Consider the following 21424-nt stretch of genomic DNA (forward strand, 5'->3'; position numbering starts at 1 on the left):
GTAACCCCACCAACGGTGCCAAACGCTACCGGATCGGGAACGGCCGTCAGATGGCCTTGCCGGGGTTGAGGATGTTCAGCGGGTCGAAGACCTGCTTGATGCCCTGGTGCAGTTCGGCGGCCACCGGGCCGGTCTCCAGGCCGAGCCAGCGCTTCTTCAGCAGCCCGACGCCGTGCTCGCCGGTCAGCGTCCCCCCGAGGGCGAGCGCGGCGCGGAACACCTCGTCGGCCGCGGCCCAGACCTCGGGCGGCGGCTCGGCCAGGCCGCGGTCGAACACGAACACCGGGTGCACGTTGCCGTCCCCCGCGTGGGCGACCGTCGAGATCAGGACGCCGTGCCGGGCGGCGGTCTCCTCGATCGCGGTGATCATCTCGGGGAGCGCCGACCGGGGCACGCACACGTCCTCCACCAGGCACTGGCCCAGGCGCTCCTTGGCCGGGTAGGCGAGGCGCCGGACGCCGACGAGCTCGGCGGCCTCCTCCGGCGTGGACGACACCGCGACGAACGACGCCGCGGCGCACAGCTCCGCCATCCGGGCGGCGGACTCGTCGGCCGGGCCCTCCGCCTGCGCGATGAGCATGGCCCTGGTGGACGGCTCCAGCCCGATGTTCTTCCAGTCGTCGATGGCCCGCAGGGTCGTACGGTCGAGCAGTTCGAGCATCGACGGCTGGCAGCCCTCGGCGATGATCGCGGCGACGGCCGCGGCGGCGTCGCGCAGCGAGGTGAACTCGGCCGCGACGGTGGACAGCTCGCGCGGCGCCCGCCGCAGCCGCAGCGTCGCGGCGGTGATCACGCCGAGCGTGCCCTCCGAGCCGACGAACAGGCCGGTCAGGTCGTAACCGGTGACCCCCTTCATGGTGCGGCGGCCGGTGTTCAGCACCCGCCCGTCGGCCAGCACCACCTCCAGCCCGAGCGCCGAGTCACGGGTCACGCCGTACTTGACGCAGCGCAGGCCGCCCGCGTTGGTCGCCAGGTTGCCGCCGATCGTGGAGATCTCGTACGACGAGGGGTCGGGGGCGTACATCAGCCCGTGCGCGCGGGCCGCCCGGTCGAGGTCGGCGGTGATGACCCCGGGCTCCACGACCGCGATCTCGTCCTGCGGCGACAGCTCCCGGATCGCGGTCATCCGCGCGAGGGAGAGGACCACGCAGCCGTCCACGGCCGTCGCCCCGCCCGCCAGGCCGGTGCCGGCGCCGCGCGGGACCACCGGCACCCGGTGCGCGCTCGCCCAGCGCAGGGTGGCCACGACGTCGTCGCGCGACTGCGCGAGCACCACGCCGAGCGGCTTGCCCGGCGGTGCGAACGTGCGGTCCCGCGCGTACGCGTCCATGACGTCGGGGTCGGTGAGGACTCGCCCGTCCGGCAGCGCGGAGGCCAGCCCGGAGGCCGCCGAGGAGGTCGGCCCGGAGGTCGCTTCGGTCACGTCTGGACTGTACGACATGACCCGATATCGGGTCGCAACCGGAATTACTAACGGATATTGGTACACATCACATTTTGACAACCATGCATGGCGGCTCTTTACGATCCCTTTACCCCCTCGTCTAAGGTCCCGCATGCGCGCTCATCCCGGCGCGCTGTGCATGGTGTCCGGGGAACCCGGACGGGAAGGGATCTCGTTGTCCAAGAGAATCCGGCGTCTCGCCGCGATCGTGCCCGCGCTCGGGCTGGCGGCAGGAGGTCTGGCCGCGGCCGGTGCGGCGGCGGCGCCTACGGCGGGCTACCAGCCGTCGGCCACCGACCATTACATCAACTACGCACCGCCGCGTGTGCAGGGCGACTTCACCACCACCGAGGAGAAGGTCCCGCCGAAGGGGGCCAAGCGCACCGCCGCCCTCGCCGCGGCGATCGACCACAAGTTCGCGGCCGGCAACCCCGTCGCGGCGCGCGTGCTGGCGCAGCACGAGAAGCAGGCGATCAGGACCGGCAAGAACCCCTTCGACTTCATCTACAAGAAGGCGAAGACGACCCGCACCGCCAAGCTGCTCACGCTGCTGGTCGAGTTCAACGACCAGGCCAACGACGACTTCTCCGGCTGGTCGCACCCGAAGACGACCGACGACGTCAACGACTGCGTGACCGAGCCGGCCGGCACCAAGCTGAACGGCCCGCTCCACAACCACATCCCCAACCCGGCGACGGCCGGCGGCGGGGGCAAGGACAACAACTCCATGTGGGTGGCGGACTTCAACACCGCCCACTACAACAACATGCTCTACACCTCCAAGGGGATCACGACCCGGGTCCGGCCGGACCTGAAGGACCCCCGGGACGGCAAGAAGGGCATCGACATCTCCGGCTCCACCATGAAGAACATGTACGAGGAGCTGTCGAAGGGCGCCTACACCGTCACCGGCGAGGCCGTCGGCTGGCTGAAGGTCCCGCACTCCGAGGCGTGGTACGGCGCCGGCAAGTGCGGCACCTACCCGCAGGACATGACCGGCCACCCGGACAACCCGCGCGGCGCCGCCCAGCTCGCGGTCGACGCGGTCGACACCCTGGTGAAGACGAACCCCTCGTTCCCCTGGGCCGACTACGACGTCGAGGACGTCTCCGACGCCGACGGCGACGGGAACTTCGACGAGCCCGACGGCGTCATCGACCACCTTGTGCTGATCCACGCGGGCGAGGACAAGTCCGGCGGCGGCGGCAACGAGGGCACGTTCGCCCTGTGGGCCCACTCCAGCGACGTGGCGGGCGGCTACACGATCCCCGGCACGAGCAAGAAGATCTCCAACTACATCCTCCAGCCCGAGGACTCCGGCGTGGGCGTGTTCGCCCACGAGTACGGCCACGACCTCGGTCTGCCGGACCTGTACGACACCTCCGGCGCGGGCGACTCCGACGTCGACTTCTGGGACCTGATGTCGAGCGGCTCGCACTCCGGGCCGATCTTCCAGTCCCTGCCGACGCACATGAGCATCTGGGACAAGTGGGTGCTCGGCTGGGCCAACCCGAAGATCATCGAGCCGGGCGCGGCCAAGCAGCTCGCCGTGATCGGGCAGGCCTCCCGGACGCCGAAGGGCACCGAGGACGGCGTACGGATCAACCTGCCGGACAAGCTGAACATCATGTCCACCCCGCACAGCGGGTCGAACATGTGGTGGTCCAACAGCGACCAGAACTGGGCCGACCAGAAGCTCGTCCGGACCGTCGCCGTGCCGGCCGGCACGGACGTGAAGTTCCGCTGGTGGAGCGACTGGGGCATCGAGGCCGACTGGGACTACGGCTTCTTCGAGGTCTCCGCCGACGGCGGCGCCACCTGGGCCGAGCAGAAGATCTTCGACGAGGACGGCACGCTCGTCAGCACCGGTGACGACTACACCGACCCCAACGGCCGCATGAAGGACTACGGCGGCAAGAAGTACGGCCTGACCGGCGAGAGCGGCGGCTGGCACCACCTGTACGCCGACCTCGCGCCGTTCGCCGGCAAGACCGTGCAGATCCGCTTCCGGTACAACACGGACGCGGCCTCCGTGGAGCGCGGCTGGTTCAACGACGACTTCTCGGTCACCAACGGCGCCACGGCGGTCTGGACCGACGACGTCGAGGGCGGCGCCAACGGCTGGACGACCGTCAAGGGCACGTTCACCGACACCACCGGCGGCGGCTGGACCATCCACCCCGGCCGGGTGCAGGCGGCGCAGTACTACCTCGCCGAGTGGCGCAACTTCGACGGGTTCGACCAGGGCCTGAAGTACGCGTACGACACGACCTGGCTGCGCGACGGCGCATGGAAGGTCGAGAAGATCGCCTACAACGCCCCGGGCCTGCTCGTCTGGTACCGCGACACCTCGCAGGGCAACAACAACGTGTCCGACACGACGTTCGACCTGCCGTCGGTGGGCCCGAAGGGCCAGCTGCTCCTCGTCGACTCGCACTACGAGCCGCTGCGCCGTACGGGCGAGGCGGCGGCGCACGACCCGAGCACGCTGAAGAACCTCCCGTCGCGCCCGCAGTCGTCGAACGCCGCGTTCAACTTCGCCGGGACGTACCCGTTCAAGGAGTGCGTCGAGGGCGAGCCGTTCACGGAGTACTGCACCTCGTTCGGCAAGCAGTCCGCGGTGAAGGAGTTCACGGACGCCAAGGGCTGGTACCCCGGCCTGGAGCTTCGCGACGGCAGCCTGTACTACCGCCACCGCGACGCCTCCGTGGTCATCCCGTCCAAGGACAACCAGCCGTACTCGACCAGGATCGTCAACCCCGACGGCACGCCGGCGACCGACCTCTACGGCACCGACATCGGCGGCGCGATCCTCGGCAGCGGCAACCCCGGTGACGAGGGCAAGCAGCTCGGCGTGCAGATCAAGCTGGTCAGCCCGCTTCCGCTCAACCTGGGTGCGGTCGTCCAGATCACTCCCGCCAAGAAGTAACGGCCACCGGGTGGCGTGACGCCACCCGGCAGTCCGTGGTGTGGCCACGGTGCATGGTCACAGTGCATGGTCACGAGCCCTGCCACGGTGCATGGTCACAATGCCCGGCCGCCGTCCGCTCATGGACGGCGTGCCGGGCACGTCCATGCCGGGGGCGTCCCGGCGTCCCGATCCGGGGCCGGGAACGGCCGGCGGCGATGCGCGCCCACGCCCGGCGGCCCCTAGCATGTCAGCGTGCGGAGCAAGGCGGATCACACCGCGGCCATCCACCGGGACCGGAAGGCCGCCGTCGTCGTGAACACCAGGTCCAGGCGAGGCCGCCGCCGTTACGCGGAGGTGCTGCGGCTGCTGAAGGACGGGGACTTCCGGCTCACCGGCGTCCATCCGGTGACCGACCCCTCCCGGCTGCGCGACGTGCTCACCCGCGCGCTCGACGCCGGGCCCGACCTCCTCGTGGTCGGCGGCGGAGACGGCACGCTGAGCAGCTCGGTCAGGCACGTGGCCGGCCGCGACGTCGCCCTCGGCGTGCTGCCCCTCGGCACCACCAACAACTTCGCCCGCAGCCTCGGGCTGCCGCTCGACCTCGCCGGGGCGATCGGCGTGTTCAGCGGAGGCAAGGTGGCCGACATCGACCTCGGGATGTGCGGCGACCGGCCGTTCGCCAACCTCGCGAGCTTCGGCGTGTCGGTCGAGGTGGCCGGCACCGTCAGGCCGTGGGTCAAGCGTGTGCTCGGCCGGGCCGCTTACCCGCTGACCGCGCTCACGATCCTGCCGGGGCACCGGCCGTTCCGCGCGTACATCACCGTGGACGGCAAACGCCACGAGCTGCTGACCCACCAGCTCAACATCGCCAACGGCCGGTTCCACGGCGGCTGGCAGATCGCGAGGGACGTCAGCATCGACAACCGCAGGCTGGTGGCCTACCAGCTCGGCTCGGGCAAGCGGCTGCGGCTGCTCGGGGAGACGCTCGTACGGGCGACCACCGGCAAATGGACCAGCCTCGCGGGTGGCCCGTTCGTCACCGGCCAGGAGATGCTGCTGGAGACCGACCCGCCGCTGGCCGCCGACATCGACGGCGAGGTGCGGCTGCGTACCCCGCTGGTGCTGAAGACCATCCCCAACGGCCTGCGGGTGATGGTCCCGCGCGACTTCGTGGACACCTGATCCGCTACGCGTCCTCCTCGGCGGCGAAGGCCCGGTAGGAGGGCCGCAGCAGGTCGAGCAGCGGGATGTGCCTGGCCTTGACCGGCGGCGGGTCCAGCGCGCGCAGCAGCAGGTCGGAGGGCGAGCCGGGATCGGCCGGCGGGCCGAGGCGGGCAGGCGAGACGCCCGAATCGTAGAAGTCGCCGACGCGCTCCGCGAACGGGACGTCGGTCACGTCGAGAGGCGCCGGCGTCCCGCCGCCCGTCATGCCGCCCGTCCCGCCGGTCTGTCCGCCGGTGTGGCGGAGGGCGTCGAGCAGCGTGTCCCTGGCCATGCCCCGCCAGGCCAGCACCAGGAACGGGTCCGCGTCGAACGCCTCGGCCAGCAGGTAGAGCACCGCGGACAGGTGCTTGCAGGGGAACCCCCAGTCGGGGCAGGAGCACTCCATGTCCAGCCCGCGCTCGCCCGGGAAGAGCGGCAGCCCGCACTGCTCGAAGACGTCCTCGATCTCCGGCGGCATCTCCCCGGCGAGCAGCTTGGCGCGGTGCACCGCCCGCGCGCCCAGCGCCCCGGTCAGCTCCGCCCACTCGCCCGCGCCGTACGCCGTGATCCGCACGCGCACGTCGTACGGGTCCGGGCGGGAGCCCTGCACCCTGGCCTTCACCAGGCCGGGACCGAGGTCGAGGTCGAGCACCTGGCCCCGCCGCGCGTACGCGCGCCCCCGGCTCAGCCTGCCCGCGTCGCAGACGCGCTCCAGGATGTCGACGAAACGCCGTGACCACCACTGCTCGCCGATGGACCCCCGCTTCGAGCGCGCCCTGATGCCGCCGTCGACCCTGATGGGCCGCGCGGCCTCGAACCAGCCGTCCCGTCCGGCGGGCACTCAGCTCACCGCCTCGGGGGACAGGCGGAACAGCTCGCGCAGCTCCGCCGTGGACAGCCCGGCGATCCAGTCCTCGCCCGTCCCGACGACGCTCTCCGCCAGGGCCTGCTTGCGCTCGATCATCTCGTCGATCCGCTCCTCCAGGGTGCCCGCACAGATGAACTTCCTGACCTGCACGTTCCGGGTCTGCCCGATGCGGAACGCCCGGTCGGTCGCCTGGTTCTCCACGGCCGGGTTCCACCACCGGTCCACGTGCACGACGTGGTTGGCGGCGGTCAGGTTGAGCCCGGTGCCCGCCGCCTTGAGTGAGAGCAGGAAGATCATCGGCTCGTCATCGGTCTGGAACCGCTCCACCAGCGCGTCACGCGTCCTCTTCGGCAGCCCGCCGTGCAGCCACAGCACCGGGCGGTCGAGCCGAGCCGCCAGGTAGGGCTGCAGCATCGAGCCGAACTCGGCGTACTGCGTGAAGACCAGCGCCTTGTCGCCCTCGCTCACGATCTCCTCGGCCAGTTCCTCCAGACGGGCGAGCTTCCCCGACCGCCCGGCCAGCCGCGAGCCGTCCTTGAGCAGGTGGGCGGGGTGGTTGCAGACCTGCTTGAGCCGGGTCATCGCGGCCAGCACGTTCCCGCGCCGTTCGATGCCCTCGCTGCCGGCGATCCGGCCCATCATGTCCTCGACCACCGCCTGGTAGAGGCTCGCCTGCTCCGGGGTCAGCGTGCACCAGACCTTCATCTCCATCTTGTCCGGCAGGTCGGAGATGATCGTCTTGTCGGTCTTGAGGCGCCGGAGCACGAACGGGCCCGTGGCCCGCTTGAGCGCGGCGGTCGCCGCCTCGTCGCCGTGCCGTTCGATCGGCTCCTGGTAGCGGTCGCGGAAGGCCCTCGCCGGTCCGAGCAGGCCGGGGTTGCAGAACTCCATGATCGACCAGAGCTCCGCCAGATGGTTCTCGACCGGCGTGCCGGTCAGCGCCAGCCTCGTCCGCGCCGGGAGCGAGCGTACGGCCTGCGCCTGCCGGGCGGCCGAGTTCTTGACGGCCTGCGCCTCGTCGCAGACGACCCGGGCCCAGGTGAACCCGGCGAGGACGTCGCGGTCGCGCAACGCCGTGCCGTAGGTGGTGAGGACGATGTCGGCCGCGGCGACCCGCTCGGCCAGCTCCGCGCCGCGCAGGCGGCCTGAGCCGTGGTGGAGGTAGACCTCCAGCGACGGTGCGAACCGGGCGGCCTCCTTCTGCCAGTTGCTGAGCAACGACATCGGGCACACCAGCAGCGTCGCCCCCGCCCGCCCTTCTTCCTCGCGTTCGCGCAGAAGAAGGGACAATGTCTGAAGGGTCTTACCGAGTCCCATATCGTCCGCGAGAATGCCGCCAAGTCCGATTTGGGACATGAAGGTGAGCCAGGCCAGACCCCGCTCCTGGTACGGCCGGAGCGTGCCGTGGAAGGCGGCGGGGGTCGCCACGGGTTCGAGACGGCGGTCGGCCTCGCCGGAGAGCAGGTCACCGAGCAGGCCGTCGGCGTCCACCCCGACCAGGGGGAGGTCGTCGTCCCCGCCGTGCACCACCTCGCGGACGACCTCGCCGACCGTCATCTGGCCCGATCCGCGCCGCTCCACCGCCTTCAACGCGGCCCCGAGCTGCCGGGCGTCCAGCTCGACCCACTGCCCCCGCAGCCGGACCAGCGGCACCTTGAGCCGGGCCAGCTCGGCCAGCTCCGCCTCGCTGATCGTCTCGTCGCCGACGGCCAGCTCGGCCCGGAAGTCGACGAGCTGCGCCAGCCCGAACCCCTGGTCGGCGGCGGCGCCCGGCCCGGAGCGCGACCGGGCCGTCAGCTTCAGGCCCAGCCGGGCGCGGCCCGCCCACGCGGGGAGTTGCACGCCGAACCCGGCCGACTGGAGGAGCGGCGCGGCGTGGCGCAGGAAGTGGAAGGCGCCCTCGACGTCGAGGTCGACGTGCGCCGGCCGGGCCTCCCGGAGCGCGTCGTCGATCCTCGGATAGAGGCGGGCCGCCCGGCCCAGACCGGCGAGCAGCGTCTCGTCCGGCCGCCCGGGAAGGCCCGGCAGACCGGGCAGGGCCTCGCCCGTCCAGACGAGGGAAGCGGGCAGGTAGAGGCTGGGGTCCTCGGCCGACTGGAGCGCGAACTCCACCCGCCACCTGCCGCTGTCTGAGTGGGCCGCGGCGTACTCGGCGGCGACGGCTGGGCCCGCGACCGGTGCGGAGCCGGGCCGGGGACCGGACACGGGCTCGGGCTCCGGCTCGAACTCCGGCTCGAACTCGGGTTCGGGCTCGACGAGGCGGAAGCACACCCTGACCGGGCCGTCGAGCTGGTGGGCCGCCCGGAACCACTCCTGCAGCGGCCGGGCCAGCGCCTCCGCCTCCTCCCGGCCGGCCCCGGGCAGGTCCGCCTCCTCGCCGGTGAGCGCCACCGTCCACCGGTCGGCCAGGGGAGCGCGCCGTCCCGGACGGTGCCCGCCCAGCAGGCGCTCCGGCAGCGCCTGCCGTACGGCGGCGTCGGCCAGGCCCGCCAGCGCCTCCATCAGCACGTGGGCGGACGGGCGCTCCTCCTCCACCGCCCGGCAGACCGGCGGCATCGCGGCGGCGAGCTCGCGGAAGCGGTCGGCGTGCGGGCCGGTCAGCACCGGCCGCCAGCGGGCCGCGTAGCCGCCGTCCTCGGTGACGAGCTGGGGCAGCACCCTGCCCCGCCGCACCAGCTCCCGGGCGTGGGCCGCGACGACCGCGAGATAGCGCAGGGACGGCCCGGGGAGCATGTCGGCGAGGCGGTCGTCCGGTTCCGGCGACTCCACCGGTGTGTGGGCCGCCTCGCCGAGCGTGGTGAGCAGGCGCATCGCCGCGCCGGCGTCGACCAGCAGGGCGGGCACCCGCCACGGCCTGATCCCGGCCCGGCGCGCGCGGACCTGCAACCCGGTCTCCGGTGAGGGCAGGGGACCGGACGCCGAACCGGGCAGGAGCAGCACCACCTCACCCGGCACGGCCTTTCCGGCCGCCTCGGCCGCCGCCTCCCCCAAGCCCGGCAGCGCGGCGACGAGGGCGCTCGCCGGGGCGGCGAAGGGATGGGGCCGGACCTTGGCCCTGGAGGTCACCGGCTCCGCGCCGGCCGTCTCCTCCGCCCAGAGCACAAGCCGCCCGCCGTCCCAGGCCGCGTGTAGCACGAGCACACCGTCTCCTCCCGCCACCCCGGAACGCTAGCAGCGCCTCCGGCGCCGTATGTTCGCCGGAACCTGAGCCTCCAGCGACGACCGGCGGCCGGAAATTCCTTGATTACTGATGATCTGGGACGGCTTGTCGTACTGCTGGGGCCGGCCGTCAACCGGGGGGAGTGCCGTCGACCGTGGTGTAGCGGCGCAGGGCGTCGGCGTCGAGCGGAGCCCCGGGAAGGGGCGATCGCCGGTCGGCGCGCAGGCCGTCCAGCATGATCTCCACCATCCGCGCCATGGCCTCCTCGCCGAGCACGGCCGGTGGCGTGTAGACGTGCAGGGTCATCAGCAGGGCGATGTCGCCGGGACCGATGTCGGGGCGCAGCGCGCCGTCCGCCTGCGCCCGCTCGGTCAGCCGCAGGACCGCGGCGGCGACCCCCTGCCGGATCTCCCGCAGGTCGGCGCCGACGCGCAGCCGCTGGTGCAGGAGGGGATCGAGCTTCGCGGCGAGCACGCCCAGCCGCAGGGCGACCGCGCCGCGCAGGAAGCGGCGCAGCGCGTGCCACGCGTCCGGTTCCTCCCGCCCGGCGGTCTCCACCAGGTCCGCCAGGCGGCGGAGGCTCTCCTCGCCGACGGCGCGCAGCAGCGCGTCCCGGTCGGGGAAGCGGCGGTAGAGCGTGCCGACGCCCACGCCCGCCCGGCGGGCGACCTCCTCCAGCGGTACGTCGACGTTCTGCTCCAGGAACAGCTCACGGGCCGCGGCGACGATCAGATCCCGGTTGCGGCGCGCGTCGGCGCGCAGCCCTCTCTCCACGGTCACCTCAAGAGGATCTGGACGATTTTCCTCCGGTTAGGATACCGTCATCATGCGGAGGAAATTCCTCCGGTTAGGGGGTGCGTCATGAGCGCGGTGCTCATCTCGGGGGCCGGGATCGCGGGGCCGACGCTGGCCTACTGGCTGGCCAGGCACGGGTTCAAGGTCACGGTCGTGGAACGCGCGGGAGAGGCGCGGTCCAGCGGCAACCCGGTGGACGTCAGGGGAGCCGCCGTCGCGGTCGCCGAACGGATGGGCGTCCTGCCCCGGCTGCACCAGGCCGCCACCGGCACGACCGGGGTCAGCTTCGTCGACGCGGCGGGCAGGCGGGTCGCCCGGATGGACATGCGCGCCGTACAGCGGCCGGGTGAGGTCGAGGTGCCACGCGGCGACCTCGCGTCGATCCTGTACGAGGCGAGCCGCGACCACGCCGAGTTCCTCTTCGACGACTCCGTCACGGCGCTCGTCCAGGACGAGCACGGGGTGGACGTCACCTTCGAGCGCGCCGGCTCCCGCCGCTTCGACCTGGTGATCGGCGCCGACGGCCTGCACTCGGTGACGCGGCGCCTGACGTTCGGCCAGGAGAACGGCCTCGTGCGCCACATGGGCCTGTACGTCGCGACGACACCGCTCGGCGTCGAGGCGGTGGCCGGGTCCGGCCGGGACATCCTCATGCACAACGCCCCCGGCAAGGCGGTCGCCGTCAGCCCCATGTCCGCGGGCGCGTTCTTCCTCTACCGGAGCCCGGCGGAGCCCGGGTTCGACCACCGCGACACCGGGCAGCACAAGCGGATGCTGACCGCCGCCTTCGCGGACGTGTCCTGGAGGGCGCCGGAACTGCTCGAACGGGTGCGTACGGCCGACGACCTCTATTTCGACTCCGTCAGCCAGGTGCGCCTGCCCCGCTGGTGGAAGGGAAGGGTCGCGCTCCTCGGCGACGCCGCCTCCTGCGTGTCGCTGTTCGGCGACGGCTCCACGCTGGCGATGACGGGGGCGTTCACCCTCGCCGAGGCGCTGGCCGCCCATCCCGGCGATCCCGGCGCGGCCTTCGGCCGGTACGAGACCGTCCACCGGCGCCTGGTCGAGCCCAGGCAGCGCGCCGTCGGCCAGGCGTCGGCGCTCCTGGCCCCCGCCACGCGAGGCGGCATCCTCGCCCGCAACCTCGCCACCCGCCTGTGGCCCGCCGTAGTCGCCGCCACCCGCCTCAGGCAGGCCCTCGCCCGATGACACGCCGCGTGAAGTTCATGCTGATATGGCGTGAATACAGGTAAGGGCCGTTCCTTGTATACGCAAGAATGCGCCGGAGCGTTCAGATGTAGCGATTTTGCACTATTTGGGCCGCTGTGAACTGCACTTGTTCGCGGAAAGTGCCGTCCTGATTTCAGTGCTATGGCCCAGGCTTTACCATCGTTCCTCATGCGACTGATCAGGCGTAGAGAGAGGATCGGAGACGAAGAGATCCTCACTCAGTACGGCAGCAGGGACCGCCCCGTCAAGGGTCGGCCATTTAAGGACGTGCCGGTAAAACCGCACGTTGCCAACGCCGTCTCCTTGATGCGCGGCAAGCTGACAGTCGACGAGGCCGTACGTTGCTTCCCGAACAGGAGGTCGCCCGCCGCCACCGGCGATGGTGTCAGGTACACGACGGCGGGAACACTCCGTGAGGCATTACTTCGCGTCAGGTTCACCCCGAACGCGTGGAACCCGGTTCACGTTTCGGTTGAGAATCTAGACTCGAAGCGTCCGTGGACAGATGATGACAGGGATCGCTTCAACGCCTGCTTTGGAGATTCGGAGTGGAGGGAGGGTGACGATGAGCGATCAGATCCATCTGAGGATCGGTGCCGAGCCCTGGCGGCCGGCCGACTCAGCCAAGATCGACAAGGTGCTCAACCACTACGACATCCCACTCGCGGGGATCCTTCGCCAGCACGGCAGCTACTTCATCTTCGAATGCCTGGAAGGCCACACCAAGGACACGAACATCTGGGCGTACGCCAAGATAGACCGTGCCGAGCGGAAGGCGATCCGGAAGTCCAAGGGCGACGATCTGCAGAAGCTCTTCAACCACATCCTGAGTTCGCGTACCTTCACTGCGGCTCTGGCGATCGATCACAGCGTCGAGATCAGCGCGGAGGTCCGGGCGGTGCAGCCCAAGGCGGCCCCGGCCGCAGCGGCGCAGCCGGTGCAGGCCCCCAAGGTGGCGGCCAGTCAGGCGATCCACATCAAGGTGGACCGTGTACAGAGCGCCGGGACCTTGGCCGCCGCCTGCTGATCGAGCGATCGCCTCCGTGCCGGTCTCGCCCTCGATGACGGCGGGCGTACGGCGACGGCGCACCGAGGTCAGGTCGTGGTCAGGCCACGGCTCCGAGGTTGGAGGCCGGAGGTGCGCCAGGTGGCGCCGGAGGAGGTGACGGCGAAGGCCTCGTAGCCGTGCAGGCCCTCCACCCAGTCTCTGGCCGCGGCGCCCATGGCGAAGGCGCTCGTGGCGTACGCGTCGGCCAGGGTGAGATCGGGCCCGACCACCGTCACCGAGGCCAGCCCGGTCGCCGGGCGGCCCGTGTGCGGGTCGACGACGTGCGTGCCGCGTTCGGCGGTGCCCGAGGTCGCCACGGCGAGGTCGGTCCCCGACACCACGGCGGCGAGTTCGCCCGGCCGGAGCGGGTGGGCGACGCCGACCCGCCAGGACCGGCCGGGTGCGGGAGAGCCGGACAGCCGGACGTCCCCGCCGCCGTTCACGCAGTGGTCGGCGGCGCCCGCCGCGCGAAGGATGGCCGAGGCGCGCTCGACCGCCCAGCCCTTGACGAGGGCGGAGGGATCGAGGCGGCCCCGGGGATGAAGGGTGAAGTAGCCGTGGGAGACCAGCGCCACCGACTCGCAGAGGCGCAGGACGTCCGCCACCTCCGCCGGGCAGCCGGCCAGGGTGATCTCGCCCCGGCTCAGGCGGCTCACCGCGCTGTCCGGCTTGTACGTCGAGAAGACCTCGTCCACGTGGTGCAGCCAGGCCACCGCCTCCGCGACGTACGGCCCGGGGTCGGAGTCGCGCCCGTCGGAGTCGCGCCCGTCGGAGTCGCGGACGTCGAAGGAGAAAACGGTGCCCATGACGTGCTCGATGTGACGCATCAGAGGCCGGCCTTGTCGAGGGCGCTCTGCAGCGAGCGGATGTAGCCGGCACTCGTGTAGGTGGCGCCGGAGACCACGTCGATCTGGGCCGACCGGGCCGACAGCGCCTCCTCGTCGAGGATCGGCAGCGCCTCGTTGTTGATCTCGATGTCCCGGTGGTTGTTCTGCGGGGCCACCAGCACCCTGATCCCGGCCATCCTCCCGCCCGAGATCACGATCTCCACCTGCACCGGCCCCCACCGGGTGTCGGCGGCGTCACCGGTGACGGTCTTCTCCCCGCTGGTGGCGCCGGCGGTGGCTCCCGCCCCGCTCCAGCCGGCCCGGGTCTCCTGGGACTGGGTCTCCTGGGACTGGGTCTCCTGGGTCTGCGCATCCTGGGGCCTGGAGGAGTCCGGGAATTCCCGGCCGAAGCGGCCCCCGTCCTCGCCCCTGTCCCCGTCGCCGTCGTCGTCCCCGGTGCCGGAGTCACCGGGACCGGAGTCCCCGGGACCGGAGCCGGTCCCCTCGGCCACGGCGGCGGGGCGCGCTGCGGGCGAGATCACCTCATGGGGCTTGAACGACAACAGCAGCACGAGGCCGACAGCGGTCGCGAGCACGGCCAGAATGGCTCTGCGCATGGAACTTCCAATCCGGGTGGTTCAGAACTCGAACGATTCGTGGTGGACGCGGCGGCGGGGGACTCCGGCGGCGCGCAGCGCGGCGACGACGGCGGTGGTCATCCCGTCGGGCCCGCAGACGTACGCCTCGTGGTCGCGCAGGCCGGGCACGAGCGCGGCCAGCGTCCCGGGCGTGAAGGGGTCGCCGACGAGGGCGCGGGGGCCGACGCAGTAGTGCAGGGTCGCGCCCCGCGTCGCCGCGATCTCCTCCAGTTCGGCACGGAGGACGAGGTCTCCCGCGTCACGGGCCCGGTAGAGGAGGGTCAGGTCGCCGGGGGCGGCGGGCAGGGCCTCGAACAGCGCGCGCAGCGGGGTGATGCCGATGCCGCCCGCGACGAGCAGGACCTTGCGCGCGCGGCGCGCCCGCCCGGTGAGGGCGCCGTACGGCCCCTCGGCGAGCACGCGGGTGCCCGCCCGCAGCCCGGCGAGAGAGCGGCTCTGGTCGCCCAGGTCCTTCACGGTGATCCGCAGTTCGCCGTTCCGCGGCGGGGCCGACAGCGAGTAGGGGTTGGGGGACCACCACAGGTCCCGGGTCAGGAACCGCCAGCGGAAGAACTGGCCCGGCTCGGCCCGCAGCCGGTCGAGCCGCCGTCCCGTGACGTGCACGCTGACGACGCCGGGCGCCTCCCGCACCACCCGCGCGACCCTGAGCCGGTGGCGCAGGGCCAGCCGTACGGGCGTGAGGAAGCGGTACCAGACCAGCAGCGCGGCGACGCCCAGATAGAGGGCGTACCACGCGACCTGCGCGGGCCGGTCGCCGATGAACTCCTCGCCGGTCGCCAGTTGGTGGCCGAAGGCCAGCCAGGTGGCCAGATAGGTGTAGAAGTGCAGGTGGAACCACGTCTCGTAGCGCAGCTTCGGGCGGATCCGGCGGGCGGAGACGACGCCGACGCCCACCAGGAGCAGCAGCGCCACCGTGGCCTTGAGCACGTCCGGATAGGTCAGGTTGAGCGTGACCGTCTCGCGCACCACGTCGGTGTGCTCGGTCACCGCGTAACCCCAGGTGATCAGGAGCATGTGGGCGACCGACAGGCCGACCACGTAGCGGCCGCCCATCGAGTGCCAGCGGGCGAGCCGGTCGGCGCCGACCCCGCGCTCCAGCGCCGGGACGTGGGCCATCAACGCCAGCAGGACGGCGATCGCGTACCCGGCGAGCAGCCCGGTGACCCGGCCCGCGTTGGTCAGCCAGCCGTCGAGGCCGGCGACCGCGGGCGTGTGCGCCCACCACAGGCCGGCCACGGCGACCGTCCCCGCGGCGATGGCCGCCAGGACCGCCTCCGGGCGGGCGCGCACCCCTCGTGGCGGCGGCTGCGCGTGGCCCGTGGCCGCCGCCCGGCCGGCGAAGGTCGTGGTCAAAGGTGCCTCCCTTTCCTCGTACGCGACTCACGGTGCCAACCGAACCTCTTGTTTTCCTATGAACAGGGGCACGCCGGGAGCCTTCATAGGATTCTCAGAACGTTCTCAGAGGAACCGCCGGAGCAGTGGGGAGGACCCTGGCATCATCATGCGTACGACATCGAACGGCCTGCCTGATCTGGTCCGCCCCGACGGGACGCCCGTGCGCGTCCTCGTGGTCGACGACGAGCCCGACCTCGTCGAGGTCCTGGGCGCTGTCCTGAAATACGAGGGGTGGGACGTGCGCACCGCCGGCGACGGCGCGTCGGCGGTGCGCACCGCCCGGGAGTTCCAGCCGGACGCGGTGCTGCTGGACGTGATGCTGCCCGACTTCGACGGGCTGGAGGTGCTGCGCCGCCTCCGGACGGAGGCCCCGGACGTCTGCGTGCTGTTCCTCACCGCCCGTGACTCCGTCGAGGACCGCATCGCGGGGATCACCGCGGGCGGGGACGACTACGTGACCAAGCCGTTCAGCCTGGAGGAGGTGCTGGCCCGGCTGCGCGGGCTGCTGCGCCGCGCCGGGATGGCGCGTACGGCCGAGGGCGACCGGCTGACGGTCGGCGACCTCGTGATGGACGAGGACGCCCGCGAGGTGACCCGGGGCGGAGAGCTCGTCGAGCTCACCCCTACCGAGTTCGAGCTGCTGCGCTTCCTCATGCGCAACCCCCGGCGGGTGCTCAGCAAGGCGCAGATCCTCGACCGGGTCTGGTCGTACGACTTCGGCGGGCAGGCGCACGTGGTCGAGCTGTACATCAGCTATCTGCGCAAGAAGATCGACGCGGGCCGCCCCGCACTGATCCACACCGTGCGGGGCGTCGGATACGTCCTCAAGCCGTGAGGGTACGGCTGAGGCCGCCGCGCACGCTGCGGGCCCGGCTGGTCGCGGGGACGCTGGTGCTGCTCGTGCTGGCCTGCGCGGCGGCGGGCACCGCGTCCTCCCTGCTGCTCGAACGGTTCATGGTGGACCGGGTGGACCAGCAGCTCGCCATGCAGGCCGGCCGGTACGCGGCCAGCCTGGAGCACGAGGAGCGCGAGGAGCACCCCCGCGGATACGACGGGCGGAGCCCGTTCGCCGAGCGCGGGGACACCCGGGGGCAGGCGCCCGGCACGCTCGGCGTCCGGGTCGTGAACGGCCAGGTGGACACGCCCGCCGTGGTGGGCCGGGCCGACCCGTCCCTGCCGGCGGCCGACGAGAGGGCGCTGGCCTCCGTGCCGCCCGACGGCGCCGGGCACACCCTGGACCTGTCGCGGCTCGGGCGGTACCGCCTGATGGCCGTGCGGAGCTCCGGCGGGGACATCCTCCTCACCGGCCTGCCGCTGGCGGACGTGCACGACACGGTCCGCCGCCTGCAACTGGCCGAGATCGCGGTGTTCGCCGTCGTCGTGCTCGTGACCGGCGTCGCCGGGGCCGTGTGGGTGCGGCTCTCGCTGCGCCCGCTGGACCGGGTCGCGGCCACCGCCCGGCGCGTCGCCCGCCTGCCACTGTCGGACGGCGAGGTGGCGCTGCCCGACCGGGTGCCCGACGAGGACCCCCGTACGGAGATCGGCCAGGTGGGGCTGGCCTTCAACCGCATGCTCGGCCACGTCGGGCAGGCGCTGGCCCACCGCCACGCCAGCGAGGAGCGCATGCGCACCTTCGCCGCCGACGCCAGCCACGAGTTGCGCACCCCGCTCGCGACCGTCCGCGCTCACGTCCAGCTCGCCCGGCGCGACCCCGCGGAGGTGCCCGGGAGCGTGCGCCACGCCCTGGAGCGCGCCGACGCGGAGTCGTCCCGCATGGGCAAGCTGGTCGACGACCTGCTGCTGCTGACCCGGCTCGACGCGGGCCGGCCGCTCGCCCGCGAGGAGGTGGACCTGACCCGGATGGTGATCGACGCCACCGGCGACGCCCGCGTCTACGCTCCCGGCCACCACTGGCGGCTGGACCTGCCCGAGGAACCCGTGACGGTCCCCGGCGACCCCGACCGGCTGCACCAGGTGGTCGTCAACCTCCTGGGCAACGCCCGCGCGCACACCCCGCCCGGCACGACCGTCACCGTGGCGCTTCGTGATCGGGCGGTACGTGAAGGGGCGGTACGTGAAGGGGCGCCGGGCGGGTCCGGCCCCGGTTCCGGACGGGTCGAGCTGACCGTGACCGACGACGGCCCGGGCATCCCGGCGGACCTCCAGGGCGAGGTCTTCGAACGGTTCGTCCGCGCCGACAAGGGGCGCTCGCGCGCCTCCGGCGGCAGCGGCCTCGGGCTCGCGATCGTCCGGGCGGTCGTGGCCGCCCATGGCGGGACGGTCGACGTCGAGAGCCGTCCCGGACGCACCGTCTTCCGGGTGAGCCTGCCCTCCGCGTGACACCCTGCTGACCTCGAACCCCCATTCGAGGGGGTCGTATGAAACATATGTTGCATATGAGGAATACTTGGATGAATGGGGGGCAGGGGGGTCTTTCTGAGCGGGGGTCCCCGCGATAAGAGAGGTGTGCAATGACCGCGACCGCTATCGAGCGCCGCAACCTGGACGGGCTCGCCCATCCGTGGCCTGACGACCGTTACGAGGTCAGGTGCGACAGGGAGAGCCCGTACACCGGCAGCCGTGACCGCTACCACTACGCGAAGAACGCGGTGGAGTCCGCGAAGGCGCTGGAGAGAGCGGGGCTGGCCCGCCGAGTGGTGGTCGTCAGGCTTGCGGACGAGACCGTGATCTACGACCGTGTCGGCGACGTGAACCTGCCGCCGGAGGCCTGGTGACGAGGCCGGCGGACGTGGCTTGGTGAACCGTTTCCGACGTGTCACACGACACAGCGCATGACGACGATCCCCCCGGGAGGAGGCCTCCCGGGGGGATCGTCGTGTGGTTGCCGCCGTCAGGCGCCGGTCATGAGGGCGTGCAGGTGACGGCGGGAGCGCCGCCTCCGCCCCCGCTGGTCAGGAGGCTGAAGACGGTCGAACCGCCCACCGGGAGGGCGCCGTTGTAGCTCTCGTTGCCGAACGCGTAGATGCCCGGCAGGCCGATCACCGGGAGTGACACGGCTCCTCCGACCCGGTTGACGACGGTGCCGTCGGTGTAACGCACCGACACGCGCCAGCCCTTCATGGCCGACGACCCGCTGTTGCGCACGGTCACCTGCGCGAGCGCGCCGTAGCTCTGCGAGCCACCCCAGACGCTGCTGATCACGTAGGTCGCCGTGCAGCCGAGCGAGTCGGCGGCGGCCGGAGCGGCCGTGGCCGCCGCGGTCCCCACGGACGCCAGGGCCAGCGCCGCCGCGGCGATTGTCGTCCTGATCATCGTGCTTTCCTTCCCTCGGTCATGTCCGTATGGATGGTGCCGACTTGCCAGGAGAAAGGTGGATGCCCGCCTTCCCCAGAGAGGGGTCCGACTGGGGAAGGCGGGCGACTGTGGGCGAGCCCGTGGGAGGGGCTACGCGGGTGTGCAGGTGACGGGGGACGGGATGGAGCCGGTGCCGCTACCGGTGAAGCCGAAGCTCGTGGTGGCGCCGGGGGCCAGCGAGCCGTTCCAGGACAGGTTCTTCACCGTGACGTTCGACCCGCTCTGGCTGAGCGTGCCGCTCCACAACTGGGAGATGCTCTGGCCGCTCGGCAGCGTCCAGCCCACCGTCCAGCCGGTGATGGCCGTGGTGCCGGAGCTGCGCACGGTGACGTCCGCCTGGAAGCCGCCCTGCCACGAGCTCGTGATCTTGTACGTGGCGGTGCAGGCCTTGCCGTACTGTGTCGGGCTGACCGACGGCGACGGCGACAACGGCGGCTCGCAGCCACCGGTGTTCGACGGCGGGCAGGTCGGCGTCGGGCTGGGCGACGGGGACGGGGACGGGGAGACCGACGGGCTCGGCGAGGGAGAGGGGCTGCCGGACGGGCTGGCGGACGGGCTCGGCGACGGGGACTGCTCCGTGCCGGGCGCGTTGCCCCAGATCTTGTTGGAGCCCGAGTAGAGCGTGATGTTCTCCACGGTCACCGGCGTGGACCCCGGCGTCGTCGCGACGCCCTTGTACGACCAGTCGTTCGACGGGTCCCACGAGCCCGAGCTGGCGATCCGGAACTGGACCTCGCGCCGCGACTGCGACTGCCCCTGCGGCGCGACGACCTGACCCGAGCAGTCGATCGTGACGTAGTAGATCTTCCCGGAGAACTGCGTCGGGCCGGTCGGCTGCTTGCACTGGGTGTACGCCGAGCTCAGCGTGATCTGGCCGGGCGTGGTGTCGCCGTCGAGGGTGAAGTAGTAGCGGAACGACCCGTCGCTCAGCGCACGCGCCGGCCAGGCCGAGTGGTTGACGACGAGCGCCTTGATCTCGGTGAAGGTCGAGCCCGTGGCGTTGACCGACGCCTGGAGATAGATCTCCGGTCCGTCCGGGGTCTCCGTGCCGGGGAAGCCGGCCAGCGGAGTGCCGCCGTACTCCTTGACCAGCCGGACCAGCGCGCTGGTGAAGCCGGCGTTGTAGTCGGTGGCGACCTCGTTCATCGTGTAGTCGCTGCGGCTGTCGGTGTAGGCGTCGTTGGCCGACGTCGGGCCGCCGACGAGCGCGCCGTACAGGATGTGGCGGCTCTGCGCCGGCTCGCTGAGGTTGTCGGACCAGGAGCCGTGCGCGGTCCGGTGGTGCGGGTTGCGCGGCGGATTCGCGCCGAAGCCCACCACGAACGATGACTTGCGTGGGTTGTCGCCGAGCGCGTAGTTGATCTGGCGGACGGCGAAGTCGTGGTAACGCGCCTTACGGGTGGCGTCGGTCAGCCAGTCGCTGTAGACGAGCGCGACGAAGGCGGTGTTGGCCGCGTAACGCAGCGACCCCCACTGGTCGAGCACGGCCTGGCCGCCGGGGGAGTAGGCGACCTTCTGCCCGTTGACGCCGACCGTCCACCAGTCGAGCCAGCGGTTGGCGTCGTCGGCGTACTGCTGCTTGCCGGTCAGCTTCGCGAGCAGCGCGTAGCAGCCGTACGACTTGTCGTCCCAGGCGATCGTCCACTTGTACGACTTGGTGGTCGACTGCGGCTCGGTGCCGAGGTTGGCGTAGTACGACTCGGCCTTCGCGAGGTAGGAGGAGTCGCCGGTGGCGCGGTAGAGCCAGATGGCGCCCCAGACCAGCTCGTCGTTGTACCCGCTCCAGGACTTGTAGTAGCCGGCCGCGTCGGTGATGCAGTCGCTGTACTTGCCCCGCACGGTGTCGGCGAAGGTGTAGAGCTGCTTGGCGTGCGTCAGCAGCTTGTCGGCGTACGTCGCGTCGGTGGGCCGGAAGACCATCGAGGAGGCGGCCATCGCGGCGGCGGTCTCGCCGGCCAGGTCGGAGCCGCCACAGGAGGAGTCGATCTTGTAGGCGGGCCGGGCCATCGGCAGCACCTCGGCCGGTCCCCACCACTTGTGGTCGTCGCCGCCGTTGCCGACCTGCCCGTACAGGACGTTCGGGGAGGGGTGGGCCTTGACGAAGTAGTCGTTGACGAAGCGCAGGTTGTTGAGCAGATAGGAGATCTGCCCGGACGAGGTGTAGGCGTCGCGGTACTCGACCGCGCCCCACGCCAGCATCGTCGTGCTCGCCGCCATCGGCAGGCCGAACTTGACGTGGTCGCCCGCGTCGAACCAGCCACCGGTCAGGTCGAGGCCGACGTCCTTGCCGTCGTTCAGGGCCGAGTCGCCGCGCCAGGAGACGCGGTTCGTGGACGGCAGCTTGCCGGACTGCTGGGCCTCGTAGAAGAAGAGCGACTTCTGCAGGGCCTCCGCGTAGTTGTACGCCGGGGCCGCCGCGGCGGTGGAGGGGACGGCGGCCGGGACGACCGCCGAGGAGATGATCAGCGCCGCCAGAGCCGGGAACGTACGCCGCATGAAGGTGTGCCTCGCATAGGTGGGGGGGTCGGGGGCGCGGCGGCGGGTCAGGCGCCGCCGCGCCCCGGCTTACTGG

At 71.8% G+C, this 21424-nt stretch carries 16 protein-coding genes; 7 read left to right on the forward strand and 9 right to left on the reverse strand.

Annotated elements, in window-relative coordinates; all coding sequences use genetic code 11:
* Positions 1-46: 46 nt before the first annotated feature.
* Positions 47-1423 (reverse strand): FAD-binding oxidoreductase, encoded by a 1377-nt coding sequence (locus HHX33_RS27135; protein ID WP_310741551.1) that lies wholly within the window; start codon positions 1421-1423, stop codon positions 47-49.
* A 196-nt stretch (positions 1424-1619) separates the two neighbouring features.
* On the opposite strand from HHX33_RS27135, the gene HHX33_RS27140 reads away from it, so the two are divergent.
* Both HHX33_RS27140 and HHX33_RS37415 read left to right on the forward strand, forming a co-directional pair.
* Positions 1620-4373, forward strand: a complete 2754-nt coding sequence (locus tag HHX33_RS27140; protein WP_259402890.1) for an immune inhibitor A — start codon at positions 1620-1622, stop codon at positions 4371-4373.
* Positions 4374-4607: 234 nt separating this feature from the next.
* Positions 4608-5537 (forward strand): diacylglycerol/lipid kinase family protein, encoded by a 930-nt coding sequence (locus HHX33_RS37415; protein ID WP_182877069.1) that lies wholly within the window; start codon positions 4608-4610, stop codon positions 5535-5537.
* Positions 5538-5541: 4 nt separating this feature from the next.
* Here the strand turns inward: HHX33_RS37415 and HHX33_RS27150 are convergent, their stop codons facing one another.
* From HHX33_RS27150 to HHX33_RS27160, 3 genes are all read right to left on the reverse strand, one after another.
* On the reverse strand, positions 5542-6399 hold the full coding sequence (locus HHX33_RS27150) for an SWIM zinc finger family protein (protein WP_182877070.1): 858 nt from the start codon (positions 6397-6399) through the stop codon (positions 5542-5544).
* Positions 6400-9567, reverse strand: coding sequence for a DEAD/DEAH box helicase (locus HHX33_RS27155; protein ID WP_182877071.1), 3168 nt, complete (start codon positions 9565-9567; stop codon positions 6400-6402). It abuts the gene before it with no gap.
* A gap of 148 nt (positions 9568-9715) precedes the next feature.
* Complete coding sequence (locus HHX33_RS27160; protein ID WP_182877072.1) at positions 9716-10366, reverse strand: TetR/AcrR family transcriptional regulator; 651 nt, start codon at positions 10364-10366, stop codon at positions 9716-9718.
* An 81-nt stretch (positions 10367-10447) separates the two neighbouring features.
* On the opposite strand from HHX33_RS27160, the gene HHX33_RS27165 reads away from it, so the two are divergent.
* A complete protein-coding gene (locus tag HHX33_RS27165; RefSeq protein WP_182877073.1) occupies positions 10448-11587 on the forward strand; it encodes an FAD-dependent monooxygenase in 1140 nt (379 codons plus the stop codon).
* A 586-nt stretch (positions 11588-12173) separates the two neighbouring features.
* A complete protein-coding gene (locus HHX33_RS27170) occupies positions 12174-12635 on the forward strand; it encodes a hypothetical protein (protein WP_182877074.1) in 462 nt (153 codons plus the stop codon).
* A 68-nt stretch (positions 12636-12703) separates the two neighbouring features.
* Here the strand turns inward: HHX33_RS27170 and HHX33_RS27175 are convergent, their stop codons facing one another.
* Genes HHX33_RS27175 through HHX33_RS27185 form a run of 3 tightly spaced genes read right to left on the reverse strand, consistent with a single transcriptional unit; the run spans position 12704 to position 15495 of the window.
* Positions 12704-13483 (reverse strand): FAD:protein FMN transferase, encoded by a 780-nt coding sequence (locus HHX33_RS27175; RefSeq protein WP_220502239.1) that lies wholly within the window; start codon positions 13481-13483, stop codon positions 12704-12706.
* Positions 13483-14100 (reverse strand): FMN-binding protein, encoded by a 618-nt coding sequence (locus HHX33_RS27180; protein WP_182877075.1) that lies wholly within the window; start codon positions 14098-14100, stop codon positions 13483-13485. Before HHX33_RS27180 ends, HHX33_RS27175 begins: the two co-directional genes overlap by 1 nt.
* 21 nt (positions 14101-14121) lie before the next feature.
* Positions 14122-15495: a ferric reductase-like transmembrane domain-containing protein gene (locus tag HHX33_RS27185; RefSeq protein WP_182877076.1), complete on the reverse strand. Its 1374-nt coding sequence runs from the start codon at positions 15493-15495 to the stop codon at positions 14122-14124.
* A 148-nt stretch (positions 15496-15643) separates the two neighbouring features.
* On the opposite strand from HHX33_RS27185, the gene HHX33_RS27190 reads away from it, so the two are divergent.
* The 3 genes from HHX33_RS27190 (at position 15644) to HHX33_RS27200 (ending at position 18272) form a co-directional block, all read left to right on the forward strand.
* Positions 15644-16372 (forward strand): response regulator transcription factor, encoded by a 729-nt coding sequence (locus HHX33_RS27190; protein ID WP_117409572.1) that lies wholly within the window; start codon positions 15644-15646, stop codon positions 16370-16372.
* Positions 16369-17877, forward strand: a complete 1509-nt coding sequence (locus HHX33_RS27195) for a sensor histidine kinase (protein WP_182877077.1) — start codon at positions 16369-16371, stop codon at positions 17875-17877. Before HHX33_RS27190 ends, HHX33_RS27195 begins: the two co-directional genes overlap by 4 nt.
* A gap of 131 nt (positions 17878-18008) precedes the next feature.
* Entirely contained in the window at positions 18009-18272 is a 264-nt protein-coding gene (locus HHX33_RS27200) for a hypothetical protein (protein WP_117409574.1), read from the forward strand.
* A 127-nt stretch (positions 18273-18399) separates the two neighbouring features.
* Here the strand turns inward: HHX33_RS27200 and HHX33_RS27205 are convergent, their stop codons facing one another.
* Entirely contained in the window at positions 18400-18810 is a 411-nt protein-coding gene (locus tag HHX33_RS27205; RefSeq protein WP_117409575.1) for a cellulose binding domain-containing protein, read from the reverse strand.
* 132 nt (positions 18811-18942) lie between these two features.
* Entirely contained in the window at positions 18943-21348 is a 2406-nt protein-coding gene (locus HHX33_RS27210) for a glycoside hydrolase family 9 protein (protein ID WP_182877078.1), read from the reverse strand.
* Between the last annotated feature and the right edge of the window lie 76 nt (positions 21349-21424).

Source organism: Microbispora sp. H10670, assembly GCF_014161385.1.
Taxonomy (GTDB): Bacteria; Actinomycetota; Actinomycetes; order Streptosporangiales; family Streptosporangiaceae; genus Microbispora; species Microbispora triticiradicis.